We start from the raw sequence: 24,887 nt of genomic DNA on the forward strand, positions 1-24,887 counted from the left end.
AAGAAGGGTTTTTAAACCCTTCTTAAAATTACTTAGTATTTGTAAATTCTAAACTGAACTTACCACCATGTAAATCATTTGTATTATTCAAATCAATTACTTCTTTAATGTATTGCTTTTTAGCATTATCAGGTGATAGCGTAATAGTTACTTCGCCTGTTTTTGGATTTTTAAAAAAGCTTGAACCATATTCAGCATTAAATGATAATTCATTAATAATAGCACTAGCGTCTTTATCATATAAAGAACTCTTTAAAGGTATTTTTGTTCTTTCGTTTTTCTTATTTAAATAATAAAGCTCTAAATCTGTTGTAGGATTTAAAGTAATTTTGTCAGTATTTGTTACTTTATTATCTTTATAAGTAACATTAGTAAAGATAAATGAGTATTCATTAGCTAAATTAGTGCTAGCTCCATCTAAAGAAACTTTTGATGATTTTAATAATGAAAACTCAGCAACACTTGGCTTAGCTAAACTTGCATTAGTATCTATTGTTTTATTATCTGGAGTTTTTTTGTATTTAGTGTAAGCTAATTCTAAATCTACAGATATTTTATCTTTTGGTGCAGCAAATCCAGCTATAACAGCATTAATGTTATTTGTCTTTGTATCATTATATAAATCTTCTAATTTTTTATCAAAATCTTTATTTAACTTATCTTTTGTAATGATAACTCTATCTACTAGAATTTGATTTGCACCATTAATTGTGGTATTAAAGCTTTTATCTGTATAATTTTCATCAATATTTACTAAATATCTATCTTTAGCTTGTTTATCAGTATTATCAAAATTTAATTCATACTCAAGATTATGGTCTTTGCTAAATTTATGATATACATAATTTAAGCTATTTGTATCCTTAGCACCTAAATTATTAAATACATAATAAATCTTTAAGCTATTATTATCGCCTACTTCACTCTTAAAGAATGTTTTTTCATCTGTAAAGGCATTGTTTATTATAGGAGTTCTTAAAACATATTCCTTAGTGCTAGCAAAATTAATACTTATAGCACTTTTACTATCAATTAAACAACCTACTTTTCCATATTCATCTACTTTATTATTGATAGCATTTGCATTACATAAACCTTTAATACTATCTGGTTTTGTGAATTTACCTTCATATAATTTAAGTTTTGCATCAGTTGATAATGGGAAATTTACAACTGCATCATTGATTTTATAGGTATTATTATTGTCTTTTACAAACGCAACTTCATTGCTATCAGATATAGTATTTTTATTAGTTGCATTTAAACTAAAATCATAATTTTTACCTTGACTATCTTCTACACTTAAAGTAGTTTTTGTTAAAGCAAATTCTTCATTTGTTACTATTAGCTTATCATCAGCATCTTTTAATCCTGCATTAAATACTGCTACTTTTCCACCCGCAAGAGCATTTTCTCCAGCTGTAAATGTAGTGCTTGTAGTGTATTCAACTAAAGCAGGTCTTAAACTAAAATCATTAGTGCAATTTCTAGCTTTAACAGGCACTTCAATTAGGCTTTTAGCGTCTTTATTGTTATTATTTTTATTGATTTCTTCTTGAACTTGAGATTTAGAATATATTGTATAGCATACTTTATATCTACCTACTTTTAAATCATCAATTCTAACAACGCCATTATAAAACGGATAAGCACCACTAAATCCTGTTTGAGTAAATATTGGATTACCTACTAAATAATCATTTTCGTGACTAATATTAACTTTACTTGTTCCATTATCATAATAAGTAAGGTCAGCTGATTTAATTATTTTATTAGTATTTGCATCTATTACATCAAAAGTTACAAAATTATCAATATTATTTAATTTATTTGATGATTTTGCACTTTGAATACCTAAATAAACAGGTTTTCCAGCTATTCTAGTATTTGCAGTCGTAGGATTAAAACCTGTGCTAGTGCTGTTTAATACAGGCATTTTATCAGGGTCTTGTTTATTCCAAATAGAACCAAAATCTACATTACTAGCATTAAAATTAATATCACTAATAATTACATAGAACTTACCTGATGATTTAGCATTAATAATAGTATTTGAATTGGTTTCAAAAAATGGTCTATCATCAGCATAAAAACCTCTATCAAGTGTAAGTTCTAATAGTATTGATTCACCAGATTTATACTTAATTGCATCTAATAACCCTTCATCAACTCTTAATGCCATAACATCAGTTGTGTATTCACTTGAAAAATAGCCATTCTTTTCACTATCTTCGCTAATTACTCTAAAGCCACCATCAGTTTTGCTTAATTTATAAGTTTTGTATTTAAAATCTTTAAATTTAAATTTCATATTAGAGCAGTTTTTACCACTACTTATATCGCATTCTTGTTTATTTTCAAAGCCTAATCTATTAGGGTCTAAATCAACGCCTTCGTATGTAAATGATAATTGAGCATTATTATTTACTCCGTATTTAAGCTCTGTTACAACATAAAATTCTTTATCATTAAAGCTACTTGGTAAATTTTCAACTTTTGCTTTTCTAGGAACTAAATTTTTATCAATTTCAGTAGTTTTAGCTCCATCAGCGTCAGGATAAAAATGTAAATAATATCTAGCACCAATTTTGCCATTTGAAGAATTGCCGTATTGTTTTTCGTCTTTACCTCTAAAACTAGTAGGTCTAGTATTTAAAGTAAAACTATGTTTTTCACCAGATACAGAACTTGTATATACCCCACTTTTTCTATCTATTGAGTAATTAGCAATTGCATATTCTTCATCAATTTTTTTTATATAATTTTGTAAAAATATATTGTTAGGACTATTCCATAAAAATTTATTAGCATCCATTGCCATAAATTTTTGATAATTATTAGAATTGCGACTTGCATAATATTGTAAATTAACAAAATAACACTTACCTATTTTATTTACACTACCAAACTTGCCACCATAATAAGTCTTATCACTCATTCCTGAGTTGAAAAATTCAAAAGCACTACTTGCATTATTAAATTCGTTTGGACCATAAGTAGCTAAATTCTTTACAGTTAAAGCTTCTCCAAATTTTATATCCTTTTTATTTCTATAATAGACATCGTATTTATAATTTGCCCAAATATTTCTGTCTTTTTCATATTCTTTTATAACTCTATCATCTTGATTAAATTGACTATCTGGCTTTGTACTTTCTGAAACACCATAATAAATTATTTTACCATTTTCATTTTTTACTCCACCCCATTCTCCAGCATAAGCTGTAGTAAAGTGATCTCCGTATTGTGACAATCTAACATTAAGCCCTAAATCTTTTAGGTAATTAAAAAATCTAACATATCTAGTATGATCATTTAAATCTTCCCATTTATAAGACTTCTCACAACCTTTATTATTTTTAAATTTCTCCTTATTGTAAGGATCTACTTCATTACACCAAGAACCTCTACCAGATAAATCACCGATTAAAGATTCTCCTACTAAAAAATTCCAAGCAACATACATATCTCTTCTTTTGGTATCATTTGAATATCTCATTTTATTATTTTGAATACCTATATAATTATTTGCAAAAGCTGTAAAATCTTTAGAAAGATTATTTAAATTTAAATTATCACTTATATAAAAACTAAACGGATTATATTCGTTTTGATTTTTAGCGATTACTAATAATCTACCAGTAGTATTTACTCCAAAATCTTTATATGATTCTTGATAATTTCCTAAACTATATTGATATATAGTAGTATCATAATCATAACGTGGATTTACATTGCTTGAACTCGCATATAAATTTACATTATTTTTTGTAATATTGATGTATTTTACAAAACTATCAGCACTAGGCTTAATTCCATTACCTAAATTTGAATTATCACTTTCTATACACCATACATTATCTCTAAAATTAGCATTATCTGCATTAGGATTTCCACTGCCATCTCTATATTTATATACTTGCATTAATTGGGTGCAATCATTATAATTTGCCAAATCACTAGTTCCTCTACCATGAAAACAACCAATTACAGCATTATCTCTTCCGTATAATTGATAATAATCAGTAATTAATTCTATTTTAGAATTTCTAGCTCCTGCAGAGTTATCTAAATTGCCAAAATATAGCCCTTTAATAGCTTCACTTGTACTTACTTCACTTCCGTGCAATACACTTATCGCACATAGGGATAGAAATATCGTTTTTTTCATATTTTCTCCTAAAATAAAAAAAGTATATTTATTTTACATAAAACTTATCAATTAATGCTATAAATTATAAAAATATTTCAATTTAAGGAAAAATAATGTTTAAAGACTATTTATGCTTAGGTGTGATAGGAAATGTTCCTAATCATTTAAATCAAGCTAACGAAGCTAAAGATTTTACTGAATTACATACAAGTGATTTTGCACCTAAAGGTGTGTTTCCATTCTACTCTAAAGATAGTGATAAAGAATATTTAAAGAGATTTTGTATTAGTGAAAATGAGCTTATTTTAGATGGAGATTTTGTTCAAATTGAGCCTGAATTATGTGTAATTTTTAAAGCTTTTTATGAAAATGATAAACTAAGTGATTTAAAACCACAATTTTATGCAGCGTTTAATGACGCTAGTAAAAGAGTAAATGAAAATAAAATATCTTCTAAAAAGAACTTCTCAACTGCTAGTAAAGGTATTGGGAATTTAGTTCCTTTAAATAATCTTGATGAATTAAATGATTATAAAATCCATTGCTATTTAAAAAGAGATAATGAGATAATAAAATACGCAAACGAAGATTATATAAAAAATTATTTTTATTATTCAAATACATTAATCACTTGGCTAATTGATACTATAAATAATCAAATAGACATAGCAACCCTTGAAGATATAAGACCTTTAATAGCTAGTAAGCCTGCAAATTTATTGATATGTTTAGGTGCTTTATCTTATACTCCTTTTGGAGAAAAACACTATTTAAAAAATAATGATGAAATCTTTGTAGCTATTTCTAAAAATGATGAATTTATAAATGTTAAAGATGGCTCTTGCCTTCATCAAATAGTAAAAAGCAATAATTCTAGTAAATAATTTACTAGAATTTATCTTCTAACTTATCGTAACTTTCTTTTAATTGCAACATTATTAAGCATTTTTCAAGGTCTTTAAAATGTGTTGTATCATCTAAGAGCAAAAAGCATTTTTTTAATAATTCTTTATGTTCTCCATAATCATCGCTTACTAATTTTGCAGCTATACTAAAAGCATTTATTAAACTATTTTTAGTGTTAATTTCTAATAAAATATAAGCAAAATCAATATATCTTAAATCATTATAAGAAATCTTATTTGAGCTTTTTAGACAAAAAATCTCTTCGTTTATTATGCTAAATCCTTCAATATTTACTATGCTAATTTGCTTTTCTTTGCACTCATTACAAATTATTTCAAATATCTTTTGCTTTTGCATTATATATTCTTTAAATATTCTTTAATTCTAGCCTTGCACTCATTTGCTAAGCTTTTTGGCTCAAGAATTTTAATATGTGGAATCCACTTAAAAACCAGCCTAATAATCTCATCTTCATAGCTTGTTTCTGTTTCTATTATGATTTTATCTAAATGGCTTGAGATTATTCTTTGATTTTTTAATATTGCTCTTTTTAAAAAATATTCTTTAGCAACACAATCTAATTCTAAAATAACATTTGTAATATTATTTGATATAAAACTACTTGAATTATTGTTAATCAGCTCTTGTGTGCTTTCATTTGGGATAAATTCTTCTTGTGTGATTAATAAATTTTTGATTTTATATAAAGTAAAGCTTTTAAGTTCAGCTTCTTCACAAGCTAATAAATACCAAATATCTTGATGATTTACTAATTTATAAGGCATTAGAATTCTTTCTTTTGCATTATAAGTTATTTTAATTTTTACCTTATTTAAAATCGCATTAGTTAAGCTCTCATAAACACTACTAATATCATCAATTTCGTTATTTTTAATATTAGTAATTGGTAGTTCTTTTTGAGTAAAAAGATTGTTTAAAAACTCATCGCTAAGCCTTGTTGGAAGCATAGTAATATCAAATATTTTTATAAGTTTTCTAATCTCTTCGTGATTGCTTTTAATATAAGCTTTATCTAAACTATAATCCCCATTTCTTCTAGCAATTATTGGTAATTTTGATAATCTTTCATTAATATCACGCTGAATAGTCTTAGCATTTACTCCAAATTCTTCAGCTAAATCGTGCTTATTTAATATCTCTTCATTATAAAGTCTTACTAATATTTGAGCTATTCTATATGATGGTTTTTGCATTTTCATCCTCGTTATTTCTTAATTGCCCGCACGCTGCACTAATATCAAGCCCTTTGCTTTGTCTAATGGTAGCGTTTTGTCCGTGTGCTTGTAAATAATCTCTAAAAGCAATTACTTTTTCTTCACTTGGGCGTTTATAGATACTGCCTTCGTGTGGGTTAAAATAAATTAAATTTATCTTAGCTTTTATTCCGTGTAGTAATTTTACTAAAGCCTTTGCGTGGCTTAAATCATCATTAATCCCACCTAAACATAAATATTCAAATAGCACTCTTTTTCTAGCATCTATTGGGAAATTCCTTACCGCATTTAAAACACTTTCAATATTATAAGCCTTATTAATAGGCATTAATTCATCTCTTAAAGTATCATTTACAGCGTGAAGCGAAATTGCAAGTAATACACCTAAATTCATCTTGCCTAATTCTTCAATTTGCTTTGCAAGACCACTTGTTGAGATTGTTTGACGGCGTGGTGATATTGCTAGAGTATCGTTATGAGAAAAGATTTTAATAGCCTTGCTAACTGCTTTTAAATTATCAAGTGGCTCTCCCATACCCATAAAAACTATATTAATACCTTGCTCATAAGGAATTTTTGCGTATTTTTTGATAAATAATACTTGAGCTACTATTTCAGCTGTGCTAAGATTTCTAATAAGCCCACTTTTGCCAGTTAAACAAAAGGCACAACCACTTTTGCAACCTACTTGGCTACTTATACAAATAGTGTATTTTGCACTTTTTTTCACACCATTTTCTATTCTTTCTTTTTTCATAGGTAGCAAAACGCTTTCTATTGTGTGATTATCGTGTAAGGAAAATAAGAATTTAATACTCCCATCAATGCTTGTTTGAGCTATTTTTAAGCTAAGTGGCATAATGTTAAATTCATTTTTTAATTGCTCTCTTAGAGCTTTTGATAAACTTGTAGCTTTGCTAAAATCATTTATATATTTTTGATATACAAATTTTGCTAATTCATTATTTAGATATTTTGGACTAAGGTTATATTCTTCTGGTAAAAAATCTAATAATTCTTTCATAAAAGTCCTTTGTTTTCTAAGTAATTTTCTAGTATTTCATTAGCTTTTGCTATGTTTTTTATATATTCTTCGTGTGCGAATTCATCACAATAATTAGTCGCTACTAAAATTGCACTAGCTGGGATTTTATAATAATTAGCAGTCGCAAAAAAACTAAAACACTCCATATTTTCGCCTAATATCCCGTATTTTTCATTCATTTTCTTAGCGTATTCGTAATTTTTACAAATATAATTAGAAGAATTTAAATTAGAAACTTCATTAGTTTTCATAGGGGTATAAACTAAATCATCTAACATAGCTAATTCAATATTTACAGCACTTTTAAACTCATTTACGCTAAAAAGCTCAATTTCTTTAGTATAAAGCCCCATTGAACCTATGAAAATCAATCTTTTTGGCTGCTTTTTAAGTATTAATTCGCTAAGTTTTATAGCGCAATTACTACCTAATCCAATAGGCTCTGCGTAATCATAAATCTCACTTATTCCTGCACTAACTATCATTTATTGCCTTTAATTTTATTTATAATACTTTTTGCATCAAGCCCTAAGCTTTGCATAACTTCATTTGTATTTCCGTGAGTTATAAACTCATCTTCGTATTCATAAGATATTAATTTAATGTCTAAATCATATTCTTTTAAAAAGCTAGAAATTATAGAATTTAATCCGCCTATTTTTGCACTTTCGCTAAAAATATGCCATTCTTTTGAACTCTTAGCAAGATTTAATAAAAACTCTTTATCAAGTGGTTTAGCAAATACTAAATCAATTACATTTGCATTGATTTCTTCACTAACTGCTAAAGCTTTTGCAACGCCTTCTCCAAAACCTAAAAAGCTTATATTAGAATTTACATTTTTAATAAAATGAGTTTTTAAACTTGGCTCATAGCTCTCATCTAAAGCAAAACTTCCCCTTGGATAGCGAATAGCAATTAGCCCAACTTTACTTGTAGCGTATTCAAGCAATAATTTAAAACTTTTAGCATTCGTTGGAGCACAAATTTTAAAATTAGGTATGCAAGATATATATGAAATATCAAAAGCTCCTTGATGAGTTTTGCCATCATTTCCTACAATCCCTGCACGATCAAGTGCAAAAACCATATTAAGATTAAGTATTGCACAATCGTGAATTAAACTATCATAAGCTCTTTGCAAAAAAGTTGAATAAATAGCTACAACAGGCATAAAACCACATTTACTCATAGCAGCCATTGAAGTTACTGCGTGAGCTTCTGCTATTCCTACATCATAAAATCTATTAGGATATTTTGCTATTAATTTATCAATTCCTGTGCCACTTGGCATAGCTGCACTAAGACCTACTATTTTTTCATTTTTACTTGCTAGTTCATCTAAAATATCACTAAAAATTGCCGTTGCACTAGGTTTTTTTGAGCTACTTAAACTCTTACCTGTTTTTATATCAAAAGCCCCAACTCCGTGCCAACTACCTTCATCATTTAAAGAATACTCATAACCATAGCCTTTGATTGTTTGAATATGCAATAATACAGGCTTTTTAAGACTTTTTGCTAGATTTAATGCGGTTATTAAATCAGCAATATTATGCCCATCAATTGGGCCAATATATTCAAGTCCTAATTCTTCAAAAAACATTCCAGCAGGAGTGATTAATTTAAATCCATCTTCAAATCTTTTTGCAGTATATCTAGCACCTTCAGGCAAGTATTCAAGCATTGCTTCAACGCCTTTTTTAAATTTTTGATAAATTGGACTTGATAAACTTTTTGATAAAAATCTTGAAACCGCACCAATAGGCTTACTAATACTCATTTTATTATCATTTAAGATAATAATACTTGGATATTTTCTATCTCCTAATTCATTTAAAGCTTCATAGGCTAATCCACAGCCCATCGCCCCATCACCAATAATAGCAATTGGAATTGCATCTTTTTTATTAAGACTAAAAGCCTTTGCAACCCCCGTTGCAAGAGATATTGAAGTAGATGAATGCCCTGCTATAAAAAAATCATACTCGCTCTCATTTGGCTCGGTATAACCACTAATTCCATTAAATTGTCTTAGATTTTCTAAATTCCTATTTGTTAATATTTTATGTGCGTAGCATTGATGAGATACATCAAAAATTAAAGGATTTTCCTTTATATCAAATAAATGATGAAGAACAACGCTTAGTTCAACCACGCCTAAATTAGACGATAAATGACCGCCGTTTTTGCTAACTTGCTCAATGATTGTAGCTCTTATATCACTACATAATTCTTTTAATTCGTTTTCATTAAGGCTTTTGATATTTTCAATTTTACGCTTCATCTAATATCATACTCCTTGCTTGTGCTAATCTTTCTTTTAAGTTAATTTGAGTATTTAATGTATCTGAATTAATAATCAAACAACCCTTATTAATAGCATCATCAGCTAAGATTTCAATCCTATTTGAACTTAATTCTTTATTTAAATAATCAAAATCCTTAGGATTTACGCTGATTTTAATCTTAATGCTTTTATCAATTCCTTGCATTATCGTATTTGCATAAGCTAGAGCAATTTTTGCTGAACTTGTTTCTAGCTCTTTATTTACTACTTCTTTAGCTATTAAATAAGCAGCTTCGTTTAAATCGCTTTTTGTTTTTTCACAAAAATCACTTAATTCTTGGCATTTATTTTCAAGCTTTTTAATACTATTTGATACATTTATACTAAGCTCGTTTATTTTATCTTCGTTTTGAGATTTACCTGCGTTTAAACCTTCTTCATAAGCGTTTTTTTTAGCTATTTCAATCTCATTTAAAAGTCTTTTTTCAAATTCTTCTTCTTGTTTTTCAAGTTTCATTTGAAGTTTTACTACATTATCGCTTAAAGTTTCCATTTTTTTAAGCATTTCTTCATTGATTGGATTTGGTGGCGGTGGTGGTGGCGGAGTAATTTCTTTAATTATTACAGGCTCTTCTTTTATTTCTTGTGGAGTTTCAATAACTTCACTAAGCTGCTCTTCACTTGTATCGGTATCAAACGAGCTTAGAATTTTAAATTTATAATTTTGAATATGATGCTCTTTGGCTTTATTATCAATAATAGTTTTCATCATTCTATCATCTCATCACTTTCGCCTAATTGTATTACTCCACTTTCATTAAGCTTTTGAACAACTTCAACGATTTTTCTTTGTGCTTCTTCTACATCTTTTACCCTAACAGCACCTAAAAATCCCATTTCTTCATTAAAACTCTCTGCTGCTCTTTGGCTCATATTAGATAAAAACATACCTTTTAAATCTTCCGTGCTTCCTTTTAAAGCTATCATTAAATCTTTTTTATCAGCTACTTTTAATATCTCTCTAATTGCTGTTGTGCCTAATTTAGTAATATCATCAAAAGTAAACATCATATCTTTAATAGTAGTTGCAAGTTTTTCATCAGTTTGCTCTAAATATGCAATAGTTGATTTGCTTGATTTTTGACCTAGACGATTAAGCACTTCAGCAACTGCTCTAGTCCCTCCAACTTCAACTTTATAAGATGTAAGAGATTGTAATTTACTCTCTAAAACGGTTGAAACTCTTTTAATAATACTTGGGCTAATATCACCTAAAGTAGCAATTCTATGGATTACTTCACTTCTTAAATTATCTTCAAAAAACTCTAAAGTCTCAGCTGCTCTAGTAGGCTCCATATGTGCAATAATTAAAGCTATTGTTTGTGGATATTCATTTACGATAAAGTCAGCTAATTGTTGAGGTTTAATATTGCTAAGATAAGAAAATGCTTGATTTCCATCTAAAGTTTTTGCTAATTTTGATAAGATTTTTTCAGCTTCTTCAATCCCATAAGTATTGTATAAAATCTCTTTAGCAAATTCCAAACCACCATTTTTAATATACTGATTTGACTTAAGTAAAGCGTGAAATTCTTCTAATACAGCAGTAGCTACTGCTCTATCGACTTGCTTTGCACTTGCAATATATTTTGTGATTTCAATTACCATATCTGTATCAAGATTTGAAAATATTAGTGTGCTTGGCTCTTCTCCCATTAGAACCAAAAATATTGCAATTTTTTCTAAAATACTTAAATCATTATATAAGCTTTTTTGTTCGTTGCTTAAATTTGCCATTACATTTCCTTTTGAGATTGATTAAATTCAGCATCGTTTTTTAATAAACTTTTAAATAGCATAGCAACCTCATCACTTTTTTCTGTGCTAATAGTTTTTAATTTTTCAAGTAAAATATCATATTGTAATTCATCTTCACTAAATCCAGCGTCAATTCCAAGTTGTTCTTCAACTCTTTTCTTAGCTTGTTGGTATTTTTCTATCGCATCTTCTTCATCATCAGCACCTTCTTCACGCCTAATTTCTTCTAATTCTTCAGGTGTAAATACCTTATCCTCAAGCATTTTCTTAATAAACGGAGATATAACCTTTTTATAAAATATAAACATTAACACCATAGCAAAAATATATTTTGCAGGTGGGATAAACGGCATTATATAGCTTTCTAAGAAATTAGTAATTTTAATTGATGGTGGAACTGGAGCTTTAATATTATTAAATCTAATATTATCAACACTAACACTATCTCCTCTAGTATCATTAAATCCTATTGCGTTTTTTACCAAACCTTGTAATTTTTTAAGCTCATCATCGCTAATTGCTACATATTTTACTTCGCCATTTTCATCAATTTCGTATTTTCCATCTACTACTACTGCTGCACTAATTCTATTTAAGGTTGCAAATTGACCTTTGATGGTTGTAATTTTTTTAGATATTTCATAATTAATTGTGCTTTGATTTTTGCTATAACTTTCTTTATTTTCTCCATCTTCAATGCCTTGAACAGGTCCAATATTTGATATTGCTCCTGGCACTCCGCCTACTTCTTTGCCTTTTTTGCCTTCTTTTTTCTCTTCTAAACTTTGCTCACTTCTAGCGACTGAATTTGGGTCAAACACTTCACTTTGACTATTTGCCTTATCAAAATTAAAATCAGCATTAACTCTAGCAACAACTCTATCCCAACCACCAAGAACAGGTGCTAAAACATTTATAATCTTTTGCTCTAATGAATTTTCATATTCTTTTTTATAATTTATTTGTGCGTTTAATTCATCTACATCAAGCCCTACTTCATCAGCACCTAAATTAACTCCATTTTGGTCAATTATTTTAACATTCTCAACACTTAAACCAGCTACTGATGATGCTATTAAATTTTTAATCCCTAAAACTTGTTTTTGACCTAATTTCATACCCATTTTAATATTTAAAACTACTGAAGCTGTTGGTGGCTCTTTTTCTTTTACAAATAAAGATTCTTTACCAAAAGCAATATGAACTGCAGCTTTATTAATAGGATTTAGGCTCTCAATTGTTCTTGCTAATTCGCCTTCTAAAGCTCTTTTAAACTTGATTTTTTGTTCTTCATCAGTAGCTCCAAATTCTTGTTTATCAAAAATCTCAAAACCTACTTTATTATCCTTTAAAATTCCAGCACTTGCCACTTCTAAACGCTGCTTATAAACATCAGCACTTGGAACTAAAATGGTGCTTTCATCTTTTAAAATATAATTTATCTGATTTTTTTCTAATATTGACACAACTGCAGCTGAATTTTTAGTATCTAATTCATCAAATAAAACAGAATATCCAGAGTAGTTTTTATTATTACCAGAATTATATACGAGTAAAAAAACTATAAAAGCAACGGTTGCAATGATGGCTGCTAATATAGTTAGTTTTTGTTTTTTTTCTAAACCTGAATAGAACTTGCCTATTCCTTGTAAAAATTGCTTAATCATTTATCATTCTTTAAATATGAGCCAAGCCATTTTATATTTGTTTTATTTTTTAAGATTTTTTGCACATTCAAATCATCAATATGTCCATCAAAATCAATAAAAAAACTATATTCAAATTCTTTTTTCTTTAAAGGTCTTGATTCAATTTTAGTTAAGTTGATATTTGCTTCTTTAAACTCATTAAGCAAATCAACTAAAGCACCTGCTTTATGTGCTGTATTTGCTAGAATTGATGTTTTAGAATTGCTTGATTTTTCGCAAGAATGTTTGCTAAGCACTAAAAATCTAGTTTTATTTGCCTTATTATCTTCAATACACTCAAACATTAAAGGCAAATCACTTAGTTTTGCTGCAATTTTTGAACAAATTGCAGCTGAGTTTGGCGTATCTTTTGCTAATTTTGCAGCAGCAGCTGTGCTTTTTGTAGGGACAAACTCAATGTCTAAAATATTATGAGCTTCTAAGAATTTTTTACACTGATTATAGCCTTGTGGATGAGAAAAAATCACTTTAATATCTCTTATATCATCAGTTGTGCTTGCGAATGAATGATGAATATCTAAATAATTTTCAGCAAAAATCAAAATATCATCGTATTTTGCAAGACAATCAAGAGTAGCTCCAACTCCACCTTCTGTATTGTTTTCTATAGGAACTACTGCATAAGATACTTCATCGTTATTTAAACTAACAAAAACATCTTCAATAGTAGCAATCTCAATATATTCACTAAGCGCTCCAAACCACAATCTTGCTGCTTGATGAGTATAAGTGCCAATTGGACCTAAAAACGCAACTCTTTGTGGTAATTCAAGATTTCTTGAAATTGCAAAAATCTCTTGATAAATTGCTTTAATTGCGTCTTTTTCTAATAAGCCTTTGCTATTTTCACTTAGTCTATTTATTATCTCGTTTTCTCTTACAGGACGATAAATTGGACTACCTTCATTATGTTTTAAAATACCAACTTGCTTTACAAATTCCATTCTTTGATTTAATAATTTAATTATTTCATCATCAATTTTATTTATATTTTGTCTAATTTCTTCTAAATTCATAATATACTCACAAACAAGATAATTCATTAGCTATTAATTCATCAAAACTTTGAGCTTTATTTATTAATTTTAACTCATTGTTATATAAAGAATATTCAGCAACCTTTGTTCTTGAATTATAATTTGAGCTCATTACAAATCCGTAAGCTCCTGAACTTTTAATAACTACTAAATCATTTGCCATTAAAGGTGGTAAAACTATATCTTTTGCTAAGAAATCTCCACTTTCACAAACTCCACCAACTAAATCAGCCTTACTACTTTCGTTTAGCTTATTTACACTAGGAAAGCTTAAAATCTCGTGATATGCTTCGTATAAACTTGGGCGAATTAGTTCACACATAGAAGCATCGCATATTACAAATCTTTTTCCTTCGTTAATTTTTTCATATAAAACCTTGCTTACTAAATAACCTGCATTTCCTACAATATAACGACCTGGCTCACAGCAAATTGTCAAATCTTGTGCTTTTGCAATATTTTTAATCATATGTGCAAACTCATCTAAATTAGGCTCGATTTCATCATTTTTGTATTTAATACCAACTCCGCCACCAATATCAAAAAACTTAATATTTAGCCCTGCGGTATTTAGCTCTTTTATAAATTTTTCTACCAAAATAGCAGCTTGGATAATACTACTTAATTCTAAGATATTTGAACCTATATGAAAATGAACTCCTACAGGATTTAAATAATCTGATTTATGTGCTTTTAAAAACATAGCCCTAGCATTATCTAGGCTAACTCCGAATTTGTTTTCTTTAAGACCTGTTGAAATATAAGGATGAGTTTTTGCATCTATATTAGGATTTACACGAATACTTATATTTACTACTTGGTTTTTGCTCTTTGCAATACTTTCTAAAAGCTCTAATTCAGCACTACTTTCTACATTTATATAAAGTATTTTTTGCTCTATTGCAAATTCTAATTCACTTGCACTTTTACCAACCCCACTAAAAATTATTTTATAAGGTTTAGCACCTACTTTTAAAGCTCTTCTAATCTCATTAGCACTAACACAATCAAATCCACTATCCAAATTCGCTAAAAACTTTAATAAAGATAAATTTGAATTAGCCTTAACCGCGTAAAAAATATTATTTTTAGCTCCACTAAATGCTTTTTTAATACTATTAAATCTATTTTCAATCTCGTTAAAATCATACAAATAAAAAGGTGTATTAATACCATTTGCAAGTTTTAAAAAGTCCATTTTTTGCTCCTTTTATAATCACTTATTTTTATTAAACTTCATTAATGAATATACAATAATTATGCTTATTGGCAAAAGAATAGCTAGTTCAGGATTTATACTACCATTACTAGCAAATCTTAATAGTAAAAATAAAATTCCATAAACTAATAAAGATAAACTTGTATATGTTAAAGCATAGATATTTAAATCATTATATCTTGGCATAATAGGAATATTGTAAAAAATTATAAGCATAAAAAATGGAGCATATAATAAAAATATACTTTGCTTATAAATACTAGCTCTTGCTATGTTTTTATTAGCTTCAAAATTATTAAGATAAAAAAATGCGTCTTTTAAAGAACTATCATCAGTGCCTAAATTATCAAGCAAACTTGGGTTAAAATCTTTTAAAATCATTTCTTTTTCTAAATTTTGATTAATTATAAAGGTATCATCAAAATTATTTCCTAATTTAAATTCCATAACTTTTGCGTCTTCTAAAACCCAATTATTATCAATAAAATTTGCTCTTTTTGCTAATATGATTTTAGATATTTCATTGTTTGTTTTTTTGATAATTTTAATATCATTCATTGTAGATTTATCATAACTTTTTATATAGATATAATCATCTTGATATTTAAAAAACAAATCCATTTGTTCTTTGCTTAAATATCCGTATTTTAAAATATTGCTTTTATAGTTTTCTGCATAAGCAATATTTGTATAGTTTAAAAAAATTGCGATAAAACTTATTATTAAACTTATAAACATTATAGGCTTAACACTTGCGTTTTTGCTAAGCCCTAAAGAATAAAACGCTATAAATTCATTTTTTTTAATAAGAGATATTTTTGTAAAAATCATAGCAAGTATTAAAGCTATTGGCAATATATAATAAAAAGCTGTAAGCATTGTATATACAATATATAATAAGAATATATTGGTATTTAAATGCAGCTTTTTATAATTAATTAAAATATCTATAAATAAATAAAATCCTACAAAAGCAATAATAAAAATTAAACAATTTTTAAGATAAAGGCTAGCAAGATACCTAAAATAAAGTTTATTCAATTACTTCATCCTTCTTCTTGCAAGTCCTAAATTCTCATATAAATCTATTTCTCTTTTGTAACTTGGATATTTTTTACCCAATTCGTGATTTAAAAAAGCAATTAATTTTGCTTCAGCACATTTGTTAGCACAAACAACACTAATAAATCCTAATTTTTTTTTAGCATCTTCACTTAAAGTTGTAAGACTTGCTCTATTTTCAAGACTTTGACTTTGTAAAAACGCTAAAACTACTTTATTTAAAGCAGCTGGAGTTTTTGCGCTCTTTGCTGCTTTTATCAAATCATCTAAAGCATTTACTTTCTTGACTACTTCTTGCTTTTCTTGTGTAAGAATTTGATTTTCTTTATTTTTTGAGCTCTTGATTATAAAATAAAAAACTAGAGCAATAATTACTAAAAAAGCTACTACACCGACAATTATAAATACATTATCTCTCATAAAAGTTCTGCTTCCTTTTTATTTTTACTTGCAACAATCGCTAATAACGCCATAACTCCTACGCTAATGTAAGCATAAATAGGCACGCTAGCAGCTTCTCCTGCAGCATATGAGTGCATACCTGTTAAAAAGTAATTCACTCCAAAATAAGTCATAATAATACTCAAATATGCAAACATAGAGCATACTGCAAATGTAAATTGATTATTTATTCCTTTAATCATTCTAATATGTAAAACTGCAGCATAAACCAAAATAGATACTAAAGCCCAAGTTTCTTTACTATCCCAGCCCCAATATCTTCCCCAAGATTCATTAGCCCAAACACCACCTAAGAAATTGCCTAAAGTAAGCAATGATAAGCCTAAAATCATAGCCATTTCGTTAATCATTGTAGCTTCTTTTATATTTGATTTTATTCTTTCATTTAGCTTTTTATTTTTTCCTAACATAATAAATAAAACTAATACAAAAATTCCAAGTAAAGCACATAGACCTAAAAATCCATAACTAGCAGTTATGATACTAACATGAATTGTTAGCCAATAACTTTGTAAAACAGGTGCGAGATTGCCTATTTGTGGGTCAATTGAACTAAGATGAGCTACCATTAAAACAATAGCTGCAAGAATTGATGTAAGTGATAATGAAATAGGACTTTTTTTAGAAAATACAATACCACTTAAGCTTAATGCCCAAGAAATATACAATAAACTTTCATAAGAATTTGACCAAGGTGCATGACCACTTAAATATCCCCTAATAGCAAGTGCAATTGTATGAACTATGAAAACTAAAATATTTAGATAATAAACTATTTTAAAGGCAGTTTTTAGACTTGTTTTACCACTAATCATTCTTGAAAATACTAAAATTAATAGCACCAAACCACCTAATAAATAAACAGGGCTTAATTTTGTAAAAATCCCTACCTTATCAAAAGCAATTTCTAATTTAAATTTTGCTTCATCAATATTAGTTCCTTGACTAGCTTTAATCTCATTTAAAATCTTTGAGCTTAAAGCATAATTATTGTCTTTATTTGCATTTATTAATGATAAAAAATAAGCTTTTAAATCAGGTTTGCTAGTTTCTAAAACATTTAAAGCTTTACCATCTTCAAAACTAGCTCTTACATAACCACCTAAAGAAGCGTAATATAAAAGATTTAAACGCTCATCAACTTTTAATAATTCTTTTTCATAAGTTCCACGCTTGTTTGGATTGGTTCTTAAAGCTTTATCTACTTCATCTTTTAAAGCATATACATTATTTGGAAAAAAATCGTAAAAACTAGCATATTTACCCTTGCCAAGATTTAAAAAATCTCTTATTTCTTGATTGCTTAGATAAATAAATTTTTCTTTAGAAAAGTCTTTAAAATCACTCATAATCCATATTAAAAGCTCTGTTGCATCTTTGCCTTGATAAGTGCTTGTTTTATGAATTTTATTTACTAAATCAAGTGCTAATGAGCCAAATGGAGCTATTCTTCCATTGTCTTTTTGAACTGGTAAAACGCTTAATTCTTTTACATGCTCTTCTAGGCTAACTGGGGCTAGATTTTTATTAGCATTATCTATAGCTTCATTAATGTCATCAGAATGTAAAAGCGGAGTTAAAGCACTAAGTAAAAGCACTAATGAACTCATTTTTGCTAAGCGTTTTGTTAAAATCATAAAGCGTGAGTTTTTGTAAATCAAGTTTAAAAATAATCCTATACCTAATAATAAATATCCAATATAAGTTGGTATTTTGCCTGGGTCTTGATTTACACTTAAAATAGTTCCTAGCTCATCTTTATCGTATGAGCTTTGATAAAATCTATAACCTTTATGGTCTAATACATTATTCATATAAATCTTATAATCCTTACTTTCATCATCATTTATTCTAATATAACTTGCATAAGATTTCGGAGAATTTGAAGCCATATAACGCTCTAATTCAAATTTGTTTAAAGTAAAGCTAAATGGTAATTCAAGTAATTTAGCAGTATAAGATATGCTAAAAGTTTGATTTGCTAGAGTGATTTTTTGCCCTTCTCCTTCAAATAAATATGCGTATAAACTATCATTATCATAAGTTACTTTTACTAAATAAGCATTTGGATACTCGCTATCTTTGCTATCTTCGTAGTATTTAACGCCATTTTTGTAAAATTTATCAAATCCAATTTTATAATTTTCAAATGAAATTACCATTCCATCATCAAGGCTAAATTCATTATCAGCTAATAATTTTATATTTTTCTTATTTTTAACATCAAATATTTCTAAATCAAAATTCGCTTTAATTTTGTTTTCGTTAAATTCTAAAAGCTTAGCATTCATTGAAATAGCTTTTTTATTTGCTATTACAACTTCTCCTAATACAACAAATCTACCTTCATCAAGAGCTAATGCACTTGAGCCTTGCTCTCCTGAAACATTTAATAATACGAAAGGTTTTCCGCCTATTTCTTCTTTATAAGCTGGTTTTGCGTGTAAAATAACTTTTTCTAATTTTAAATTAGCTATTTTGCCATCTAAATCTAAGTTAATATCTACATCATTATGACCTATTACGCTTATATATTTAAACTCATCGCTTGAATAGTATTTATTATCTTTCATAGCAGAAATACTAAAAAATGCTTCTCTTGAGCTTACTATATTTGAAGTTTCATTTTCTCTTATATGAATATATCCTTCAAATCCATAATACCTAGTAAGTGCCGAGCCAAGTAGCATAAATAAAAAACTAAGATGGAATATAAAAAGCGGTAATTTTTCATACATTTTATATCTAAATATTGCAAAAAATAAATTAATTCCTAGCAATACCTGAATAGCAGCAAACCACCAGCTAGCATATATTAAAGCCCAAGCTGTAGGAGTTCCATATTTGCTTTCTATAAAAGTTGCTAAACCACTAGCAAAAGCAAACAACAAAAACAAAATTATGCTTAATTTCATACTTGATATCATCTTATACATTGTTATTCCTTGTGATTGTTAAAGATAAATTTTAACTAAAAAAAATTAGCTAAATTTAAACAAAAGCAATAAATAATAATTTTTATTATTTAGATTAAATTATTATCTATTACTTTTAAAGAAATAGGAATTTAAAATTCCTATTTCAAAATATTATTTAATTTCTCCCATATGTGGCTTTAACATAAACTCAGGGCTTAAAATCTTATCAAGCTTTTCTTTATCCATTAATTTACGCTCTAAAACTAAATCATAAACTCTTGCACCCGTTTGCAATGCAACTTTTGCAATACTTGCACTATTTTCATAACCTATATAAGGATTTAGTGCGGTTACAATTCCTATACTATTCATCACAAAATCTTCGCATATTTGTTTATTTGCTGTGATACCATCTACACATTTATCAGCTAAAGTCTTCATAGAACGCTCAAGCATACAAATACTATTTAATAAACTATATGCTGCAAGTGGTTCAAATACATTTAATTGTAATTGTCCGCCCTCGCAAGCTAAAGTAACGCTAACATCAGCACCAATTACATAATAACACACTTGATTTACTACTTCAGGGATAACTGGATTTACCTTACCTGGCATAATTGATGAGCCTGGTTGCATTTTTGGTAAGTTAATTTCATTTAAACCACATTTTGGGCCACTAGAAAGCAATCTTAAATCATTACAAACTTTACTTAATTTTGTTGCAACTCTTTTTAAAACTCCACTAATTTGAACGAAAGCTCCTGTATCTTGTGTAGCTTCTATTAAATCATCTGCTATTACAAAATTTGCACCTGTTATGTATTGAAGGTGTTTTGCAACGATTGGTGGATAATCAGGATGAGAATTAATTCCTGTTCCAATAGCAGTTGCACCCAAGTTAATTTCTAAAATTAAGCTTCTTGCTTCGCTAACTCTTTGTATATCTTCGCCAAGCATTACAGCAAAAGTTTTAAATTCTCTTCCTAAAGTCATCGGAACTGCGTCTTGAAGTTGGGTTCTTCCCATTTTTATAATATCTTTAAACTCAATTGCTTTTCTTTCATAAGCTGCTTTTAAATAATTCATAGCTTTCATTAAATCGCTTAAATAATCATATAAAGCAACTCTTAAAGATGTTGGATAAGCATCATTTGTGCTTTGAGATAAATTCACATGGTCATTTGGATGGCAATACTCATACTCACCTTTTTTATGCCCTAATTTTTCTAAAGCAATATTTGCTATAACTTCATTTGCATTCATATTTGTAGAAGTTCCTGCACCACCTTGTATCATATCTACAACGAATTGGTCTTTATATTTTCCAGCTATTAATTCATCACAAGCAAAACAAATAGCGTTTTTAATCTCTTCATTAATTAAGCCTAATTCATAATTAGCTAAAGCTGCTGCTTTTTTTACTTTCGCAAAAGATATAATTAGTCTTGGAAAGTCCTTTAAACGCTTTCCTGAAATGTCAAAATTTTGCACTGCTCTTAAGGTCTGAACTCCATAATAAATATCATCAGCAATTTCAAGTTCACCTAAAAAATCGTGTTCTAATCTCATTTAATCTCCTTTAAAAAATTTCGGTTAGGATAGCATTTTTTAATCAATAAAAAGGACAATTATGTTTGAATGGATTTTCACTTCAGAAGGCATATTATCTTTCGTAACTTTAGTATTACTTGAGATAGTTTTAGGTATAGATAATATTATTTTTCTTACTATTTTAGTAAGTAAATTACCAAAACACCTTCAAAATAAAGGCCGTATTTTAGGACTTGGTTTTGCTATGCTAACTCGTATAGCACTTTTATTTAGTATCTTTTGGCTTGTTAAACTTACAAAACCTTTATTTAATATCTTAGGTCAAGATTTTAGCGGTAGAGATATTGTCTTAATTGGTGGGGGAATATTTTTAATAATTAAATCAATTAAAGAACTAATATCAATGCAAAAAAACGAGCATAGTGATAATAGTAATTTTAAGGCTAGTTCAAATTTCTTTGTTGTAATAATTGAAATTGCTTTAATTGATATAATTTTTTCTTTAGATAGTGTAATTACTGCGGTAGGAATTGCTGATGAGCTTAGTATTATGATATTAGCTGTAATAATTGCTATGATGTTTATGATGATTGCTAGTAAATGGATTGGAGATTTAGTAGAAAAATTCCAAGAATTAAAAACTCTAGCTTTAACATTTTTAGTCTTAGTTGGTGGCGTTTTAATAGTTGAAGGTTTAAATATTCATATAAATAAAGCATATATTTATACTGCTTTAGCATTTAGTATAGTAAATACAACCCTAAATATCTTGCAAAAAAAGGCTAAAGATGAAGAATAATTTTACTGAATTTGTTTTAAAGCATTTTGGAATATTTTTATATTTTACACTAAGCAATATTTTTTGCTTAGTATTGTTTTCTAATAAGATTATAAATCAAGGCATTATTCAAGATTTAAAATATATAAAATCTACTTCAGTTACGCTAATTTTTATAATCTTGTTTGTATATTTTCTAATCTATATTCTAAAATCTAAAATCCCTTATGGGGGGGGGTATTTTAAGATTTTTAATAATTTATAATTTCTTTGTAATCTTTATTCAATCTTTTTTAGTAATTAATTTTAATAATTTTTTAAATCCAAGTTTCTTAGAAGCATTTTTAAATACAAATATGGCTGAAAGTATTGAGTTTGTATCAATATATATTAATTTTAAATTCTTTGGAATTTTAATTTTTATGATTGTGGCTTTATTTTTATTAAAAATTAAAATAAATATAAAAATAAATAACAAATTAAACATAGCTTTTATTATTTTAATCTTTGTAGTATGCTTTGGGAATGATTTAAGAAGAGCTATTAAATATGATTTTAGTAGATATATAAATATTCCTTTTATTAAATTTAATAAAGAATTAATTTATACAGATGATATTTTGATTAATTCTAAAATAATGCAAAAGAGTTATTTAAAAATTGCTAATAATCACGAAAAATTAAAAGCTAATGAAAACATAAAAAATATAGTTTTAATAATAGGAGAAAGCTCAAGAAGAAGTGCTTATCAAGACTACGGGCAAGGATTAAACACCACACCTAATCTAATAAATATAAAAAATAAAATAATTTATTCTGATGTTATTGCCCCTTATGCTTCTACAAATCCAGTAATGAGTGTATTACTTAATTTTGCTAATTTAGATAATTTAAGTGAAAGAAAATTTTATGAGAATTTAGACATTATTAATTTATTCAAATTAGCAAATTACAAAACCTTTTGGATATCTAATCAAGACTATATTAGCGAATGGGGAAATAATGCTGCTAGTGTTGGTATTATGAGTGATTTTTCTTATTTTACAAATAAATATATGAGCTCTAGCGATACTTTAAGTTATGCAAAATATGATGGGGTTTTATTGCCTATTATTAAAAACCTAAAATTAAGTGATAATAATTTCATAGTAATTCATCTTTTAGGAAATCACGGAAATTACAAAAAACGCTATCCTAAAGAATTTGCAAAATTTAATGAAAGCGATATTAAAACTAATATAAGCGATAAAAAAAGCATAGCAGAATATTATAATTCCATACTTTATACTGATTATATAATCCAAAATATTTATGATATATTTAAAAATGATGATAGTTTGATAATTTATTTAAGCGACCATGCTGAAAGCTTATATGATGATAAAAGCAAATCTGTTTTAGGGCATATTTTAGATAAAATTACTGCTGAAATACCTTTTATAATCCTTTATTCAAATTCTTTTGAAGAAAATCATAAAAAACTATTAAAAGATTTAAATAAAGCTAAAGATTTGCCTTTTATGAGCGATGATTTAATACATTTAATTTGTGATATTACAGGAATTTATCCTATTGAATATAAAAGTTATTTAAGCCCACTTAGAAGTGATTATAAAAAAGACAAAATTAGATTGTTTGGTAACGAATTAAAGTATAATAAATTTTAAACTTGATTAACTTAATAAAGTTATTATTAAATAATAAAAATTATTAATTAGGAGATAAAATGTTAGATTTAGCTATTATTGGTGGTGGCCCTGCTGGTCTTAGTGCGGGATTGTATGCAACTCGTGGTGGGCTTAAAAATGTTGTAATGTATGAAAAATTTATGCCAGGCGGACAAATCACAAGCTCAAGTGAGATGGAGAATTACCCAGGCGTTGCAACCGTAATGGATGGAATTAGCTTTATGGCACCTTGGAGTGAACAAAGCACTAGATTTGGTCTAAAAATTGAGCAAAAAGAAGTAATTAGAGTTGAAAAAAATGGCGAGAATTTTAAAATAATTTTCTCTGATAATTCAAGCGAAGATGCTAAAGCTGTTATAGTTTGCACAGGAGCAGCTCCTAAAAAAGCTGGTTTTATAGGCGAAAATGAATTTTTTGGTCGTGGAGTAAGCACATGTGCAACTTGCGATGGTGCGTTTTATAGAAAAAAAGAAGTTGCAGTTTTAGGTGGTGGAGATACTGCACTTGAAGAAGCACTTTATCTAGCTAATCTATGCTCTAAAGTATATTTAATCCACAGAAGAGAAGGTTTTCGTGCAGCTCCATCAACCGTTGAAAGAGCTAAGAAAAATGAAAAAATTGAGTTCATTTTAAATGCTAAAGTAGAAGAAGTTGTAGGAGATAATGCTGGAGTTACAGGCGTTAAAATAGTATTTAATGATGGTAGCAAAAAAGATTTAGCAGTTCCAGGGATATTTACTTTCGTAGGACTTGATGTAAGAAATGAAGTATTAAAACAAACTGATGGCTCATTTTTATGCGAAATGATAGGAGATGCTGTTAAGGTTGATTTAAAAATGAGAACGAGTGTTGAAGGCTTGTTTGCTGCAGGAGATTTAAGAGTAGATGCTCCAAGACAAGTTGTTTGTGCTGCAGCTGATGGTGCTAATGCTGCTTTAGGCGTAATTTCATATTTAGAGAGCAAACATTGATAACTAAAATCAAATTAGCATTAGTTAATGAAGATTTTTACG

At 27.8% G+C, this 24,887-nt stretch carries 19 protein-coding genes and 1 pseudogene; 5 read left to right on the forward strand and 15 right to left on the reverse strand.

Translation table 11 applies throughout. The features are described 5' to 3' along the window. Positions 1-28: 28 nt before the first annotated feature. The gene (locus tag AVBRAN9333_RS05795; protein ID WP_336609591.1) at positions 29-4,171 is read right to left on the reverse strand and encodes a hypothetical protein; all 4,143 of its coding nucleotides are present in this window, start codon (positions 4,169-4,171) and stop codon (positions 29-31) included. A 95-nt stretch (positions 4,172-4,266) separates the two neighbouring features. On the opposite strand from AVBRAN9333_RS05795, the gene AVBRAN9333_RS05800 reads away from it, so the two are divergent. Beyond that, positions 4,267-5,037 (forward strand): DUF5718 family protein, encoded by a 771-nt coding sequence (locus AVBRAN9333_RS05800; RefSeq protein WP_214115791.1) that lies wholly within the window; start codon positions 4,267-4,269, stop codon positions 5,035-5,037. A gap of 4 nt (positions 5,038-5,041) precedes the next feature. Here AVBRAN9333_RS05800 and AVBRAN9333_RS05805 read toward each other — a convergent pair whose 3' ends face one another. The 14 genes and pseudogenes from AVBRAN9333_RS05805 to aspA all read right to left on the reverse strand — a co-directional run bounded on the left by AVBRAN9333_RS05805 (position 5,042) and on the right by aspA (position 21,426). After that, entirely contained in the window at positions 5,042-5,416 is a 375-nt protein-coding gene (locus AVBRAN9333_RS05805) for a hypothetical protein (RefSeq protein ID WP_336609592.1), read from the reverse strand. Next, positions 5,416-6,273 carry a helix-turn-helix transcriptional regulator gene (locus AVBRAN9333_RS05810; protein ID WP_214115793.1) on the reverse strand — a complete coding sequence of 286 codons (858 nt, stop codon included), beginning with the start codon at positions 6,271-6,273 and terminating at the stop codon, positions 5,416-5,418. Before AVBRAN9333_RS05810 ends, AVBRAN9333_RS05805 begins: the two co-directional genes overlap by 1 nt. After that, positions 6,254-7,318, reverse strand: a complete 1,065-nt coding sequence (gene rlmN, locus AVBRAN9333_RS05815; protein WP_336609593.1) for a 23S rRNA (adenine(2503)-C(2))-methyltransferase RlmN — start codon at positions 7,316-7,318, stop codon at positions 6,254-6,256. The genes AVBRAN9333_RS05810 and rlmN overlap by 20 nt, the downstream gene beginning before the upstream one ends. Then, positions 7,315-7,824 (reverse strand): phosphorylase family protein, encoded by a 510-nt coding sequence (locus AVBRAN9333_RS05820; protein WP_214115795.1) that lies wholly within the window; start codon positions 7,822-7,824, stop codon positions 7,315-7,317. Before AVBRAN9333_RS05820 ends, rlmN begins: the two co-directional genes overlap by 4 nt. Further along, positions 7,821-9,626 (reverse strand): 1-deoxy-D-xylulose-5-phosphate synthase, encoded by a 1,806-nt coding sequence (dxs, locus tag AVBRAN9333_RS05825; RefSeq protein WP_214115796.1) that lies wholly within the window; start codon positions 9,624-9,626, stop codon positions 7,821-7,823. Before dxs ends, AVBRAN9333_RS05820 begins: the two co-directional genes overlap by 4 nt. Further along, positions 9,616-10,398 (reverse strand): FliH/SctL family protein, encoded by a 783-nt coding sequence (locus AVBRAN9333_RS05830; RefSeq protein ID WP_214119882.1) that lies wholly within the window; start codon positions 10,396-10,398, stop codon positions 9,616-9,618. The genes dxs and AVBRAN9333_RS05830 overlap by 11 nt, the downstream gene beginning before the upstream one ends. Further along, the gene (fliG, locus tag AVBRAN9333_RS05835; protein WP_214115798.1) at positions 10,398-11,426 is read right to left on the reverse strand and encodes a flagellar motor switch protein FliG; all 1,029 of its coding nucleotides are present in this window, start codon (positions 11,424-11,426) and stop codon (positions 10,398-10,400) included. Before fliG ends, AVBRAN9333_RS05830 begins: the two co-directional genes overlap by 1 nt. Next, positions 11,426-13,114, reverse strand: coding sequence for a flagellar basal-body MS-ring/collar protein FliF (gene fliF / locus AVBRAN9333_RS05840; RefSeq protein WP_214115799.1), 1,689 nt, complete (start codon positions 13,112-13,114; stop codon positions 11,426-11,428). The genes fliG and fliF overlap by 1 nt, the downstream gene beginning before the upstream one ends. Continuing rightward, positions 13,111-14,175 (reverse strand): prephenate dehydratase, encoded by a 1,065-nt coding sequence (gene pheA, locus AVBRAN9333_RS05845; RefSeq protein ID WP_214116008.1) that lies wholly within the window; start codon positions 14,173-14,175, stop codon positions 13,111-13,113. The genes fliF and pheA overlap by 4 nt, the downstream gene beginning before the upstream one ends. A 4-nt stretch (positions 14,176-14,179) precedes the next feature. Further along, positions 14,180-15,391: a diaminopimelate decarboxylase gene (gene lysA, locus AVBRAN9333_RS05850; protein ID WP_214115800.1), complete on the reverse strand. Its 1,212-nt coding sequence runs from the start codon at positions 15,389-15,391 to the stop codon at positions 14,180-14,182. An 18-nt stretch (positions 15,392-15,409) separates the two neighbouring features. Then, positions 15,410-16,453: an LptF/LptG family permease gene (locus AVBRAN9333_RS05855; RefSeq protein WP_336608438.1), complete on the reverse strand. Its 1,044-nt coding sequence runs from the start codon at positions 16,451-16,453 to the stop codon at positions 15,410-15,412. Continuing rightward, positions 16,454-16,894, reverse strand: a complete 441-nt coding sequence (locus tag AVBRAN9333_RS05860; RefSeq protein WP_214115802.1) for a hypothetical protein — start codon at positions 16,892-16,894, stop codon at positions 16,454-16,456. Further along, a pseudogene (gene ccsA, locus AVBRAN9333_RS05865) lies at positions 16,891-18,939 on the reverse strand (cytochrome c biogenesis protein CcsA); the annotation flags it as partial. The pseudogene ccsA and the gene AVBRAN9333_RS05860, both read right to left, overlap by 4 nt. A gap of 1,086 nt (positions 18,940-20,025) precedes the next feature. Then, positions 20,026-21,426, reverse strand: coding sequence for an aspartate ammonia-lyase (aspA, locus tag AVBRAN9333_RS05870; protein WP_336609594.1), 1,401 nt, complete (start codon positions 21,424-21,426; stop codon positions 20,026-20,028). Between the two features lie 61 nt (positions 21,427-21,487). On the opposite strand from aspA, the gene AVBRAN9333_RS05875 reads away from it, so the two are divergent. The 4 genes from AVBRAN9333_RS05875 to trxB all read left to right on the forward strand — a co-directional run bounded on the left by AVBRAN9333_RS05875 (position 21,488) and on the right by trxB (position 24,845). Further along, positions 21,488-22,207, forward strand: a complete 720-nt coding sequence (locus tag AVBRAN9333_RS05875; protein ID WP_214120322.1) for a TerC family protein — start codon at positions 21,488-21,490, stop codon at positions 22,205-22,207. After that, positions 22,197-22,451, forward strand: a complete 255-nt coding sequence (locus AVBRAN9333_RS05880; protein WP_214115806.1) for a hypothetical protein — start codon at positions 22,197-22,199, stop codon at positions 22,449-22,451. The genes AVBRAN9333_RS05875 and AVBRAN9333_RS05880 overlap by 11 nt, the downstream gene beginning before the upstream one ends. A 91-nt stretch (positions 22,452-22,542) precedes the next feature. After that, positions 22,543-23,853, forward strand: coding sequence for a phosphoethanolamine transferase (locus AVBRAN9333_RS05885; RefSeq protein WP_239803409.1), 1,311 nt, complete (start codon positions 22,543-22,545; stop codon positions 23,851-23,853). 59 nt (positions 23,854-23,912) lie between these two features. Next, positions 23,913-24,845 (forward strand): thioredoxin-disulfide reductase, encoded by a 933-nt coding sequence (gene trxB / locus AVBRAN9333_RS05890; RefSeq protein ID WP_336609595.1) that lies wholly within the window; start codon positions 23,913-23,915, stop codon positions 24,843-24,845. Positions 24,846-24,887: the final 42 nt, after the last annotated feature.

Source organism: Campylobacter sp. RM9333 (assembly GCF_020137705.1).
Classification (GTDB): domain Bacteria; phylum Campylobacterota; class Campylobacteria; order Campylobacterales; family Campylobacteraceae; genus Campylobacter_E.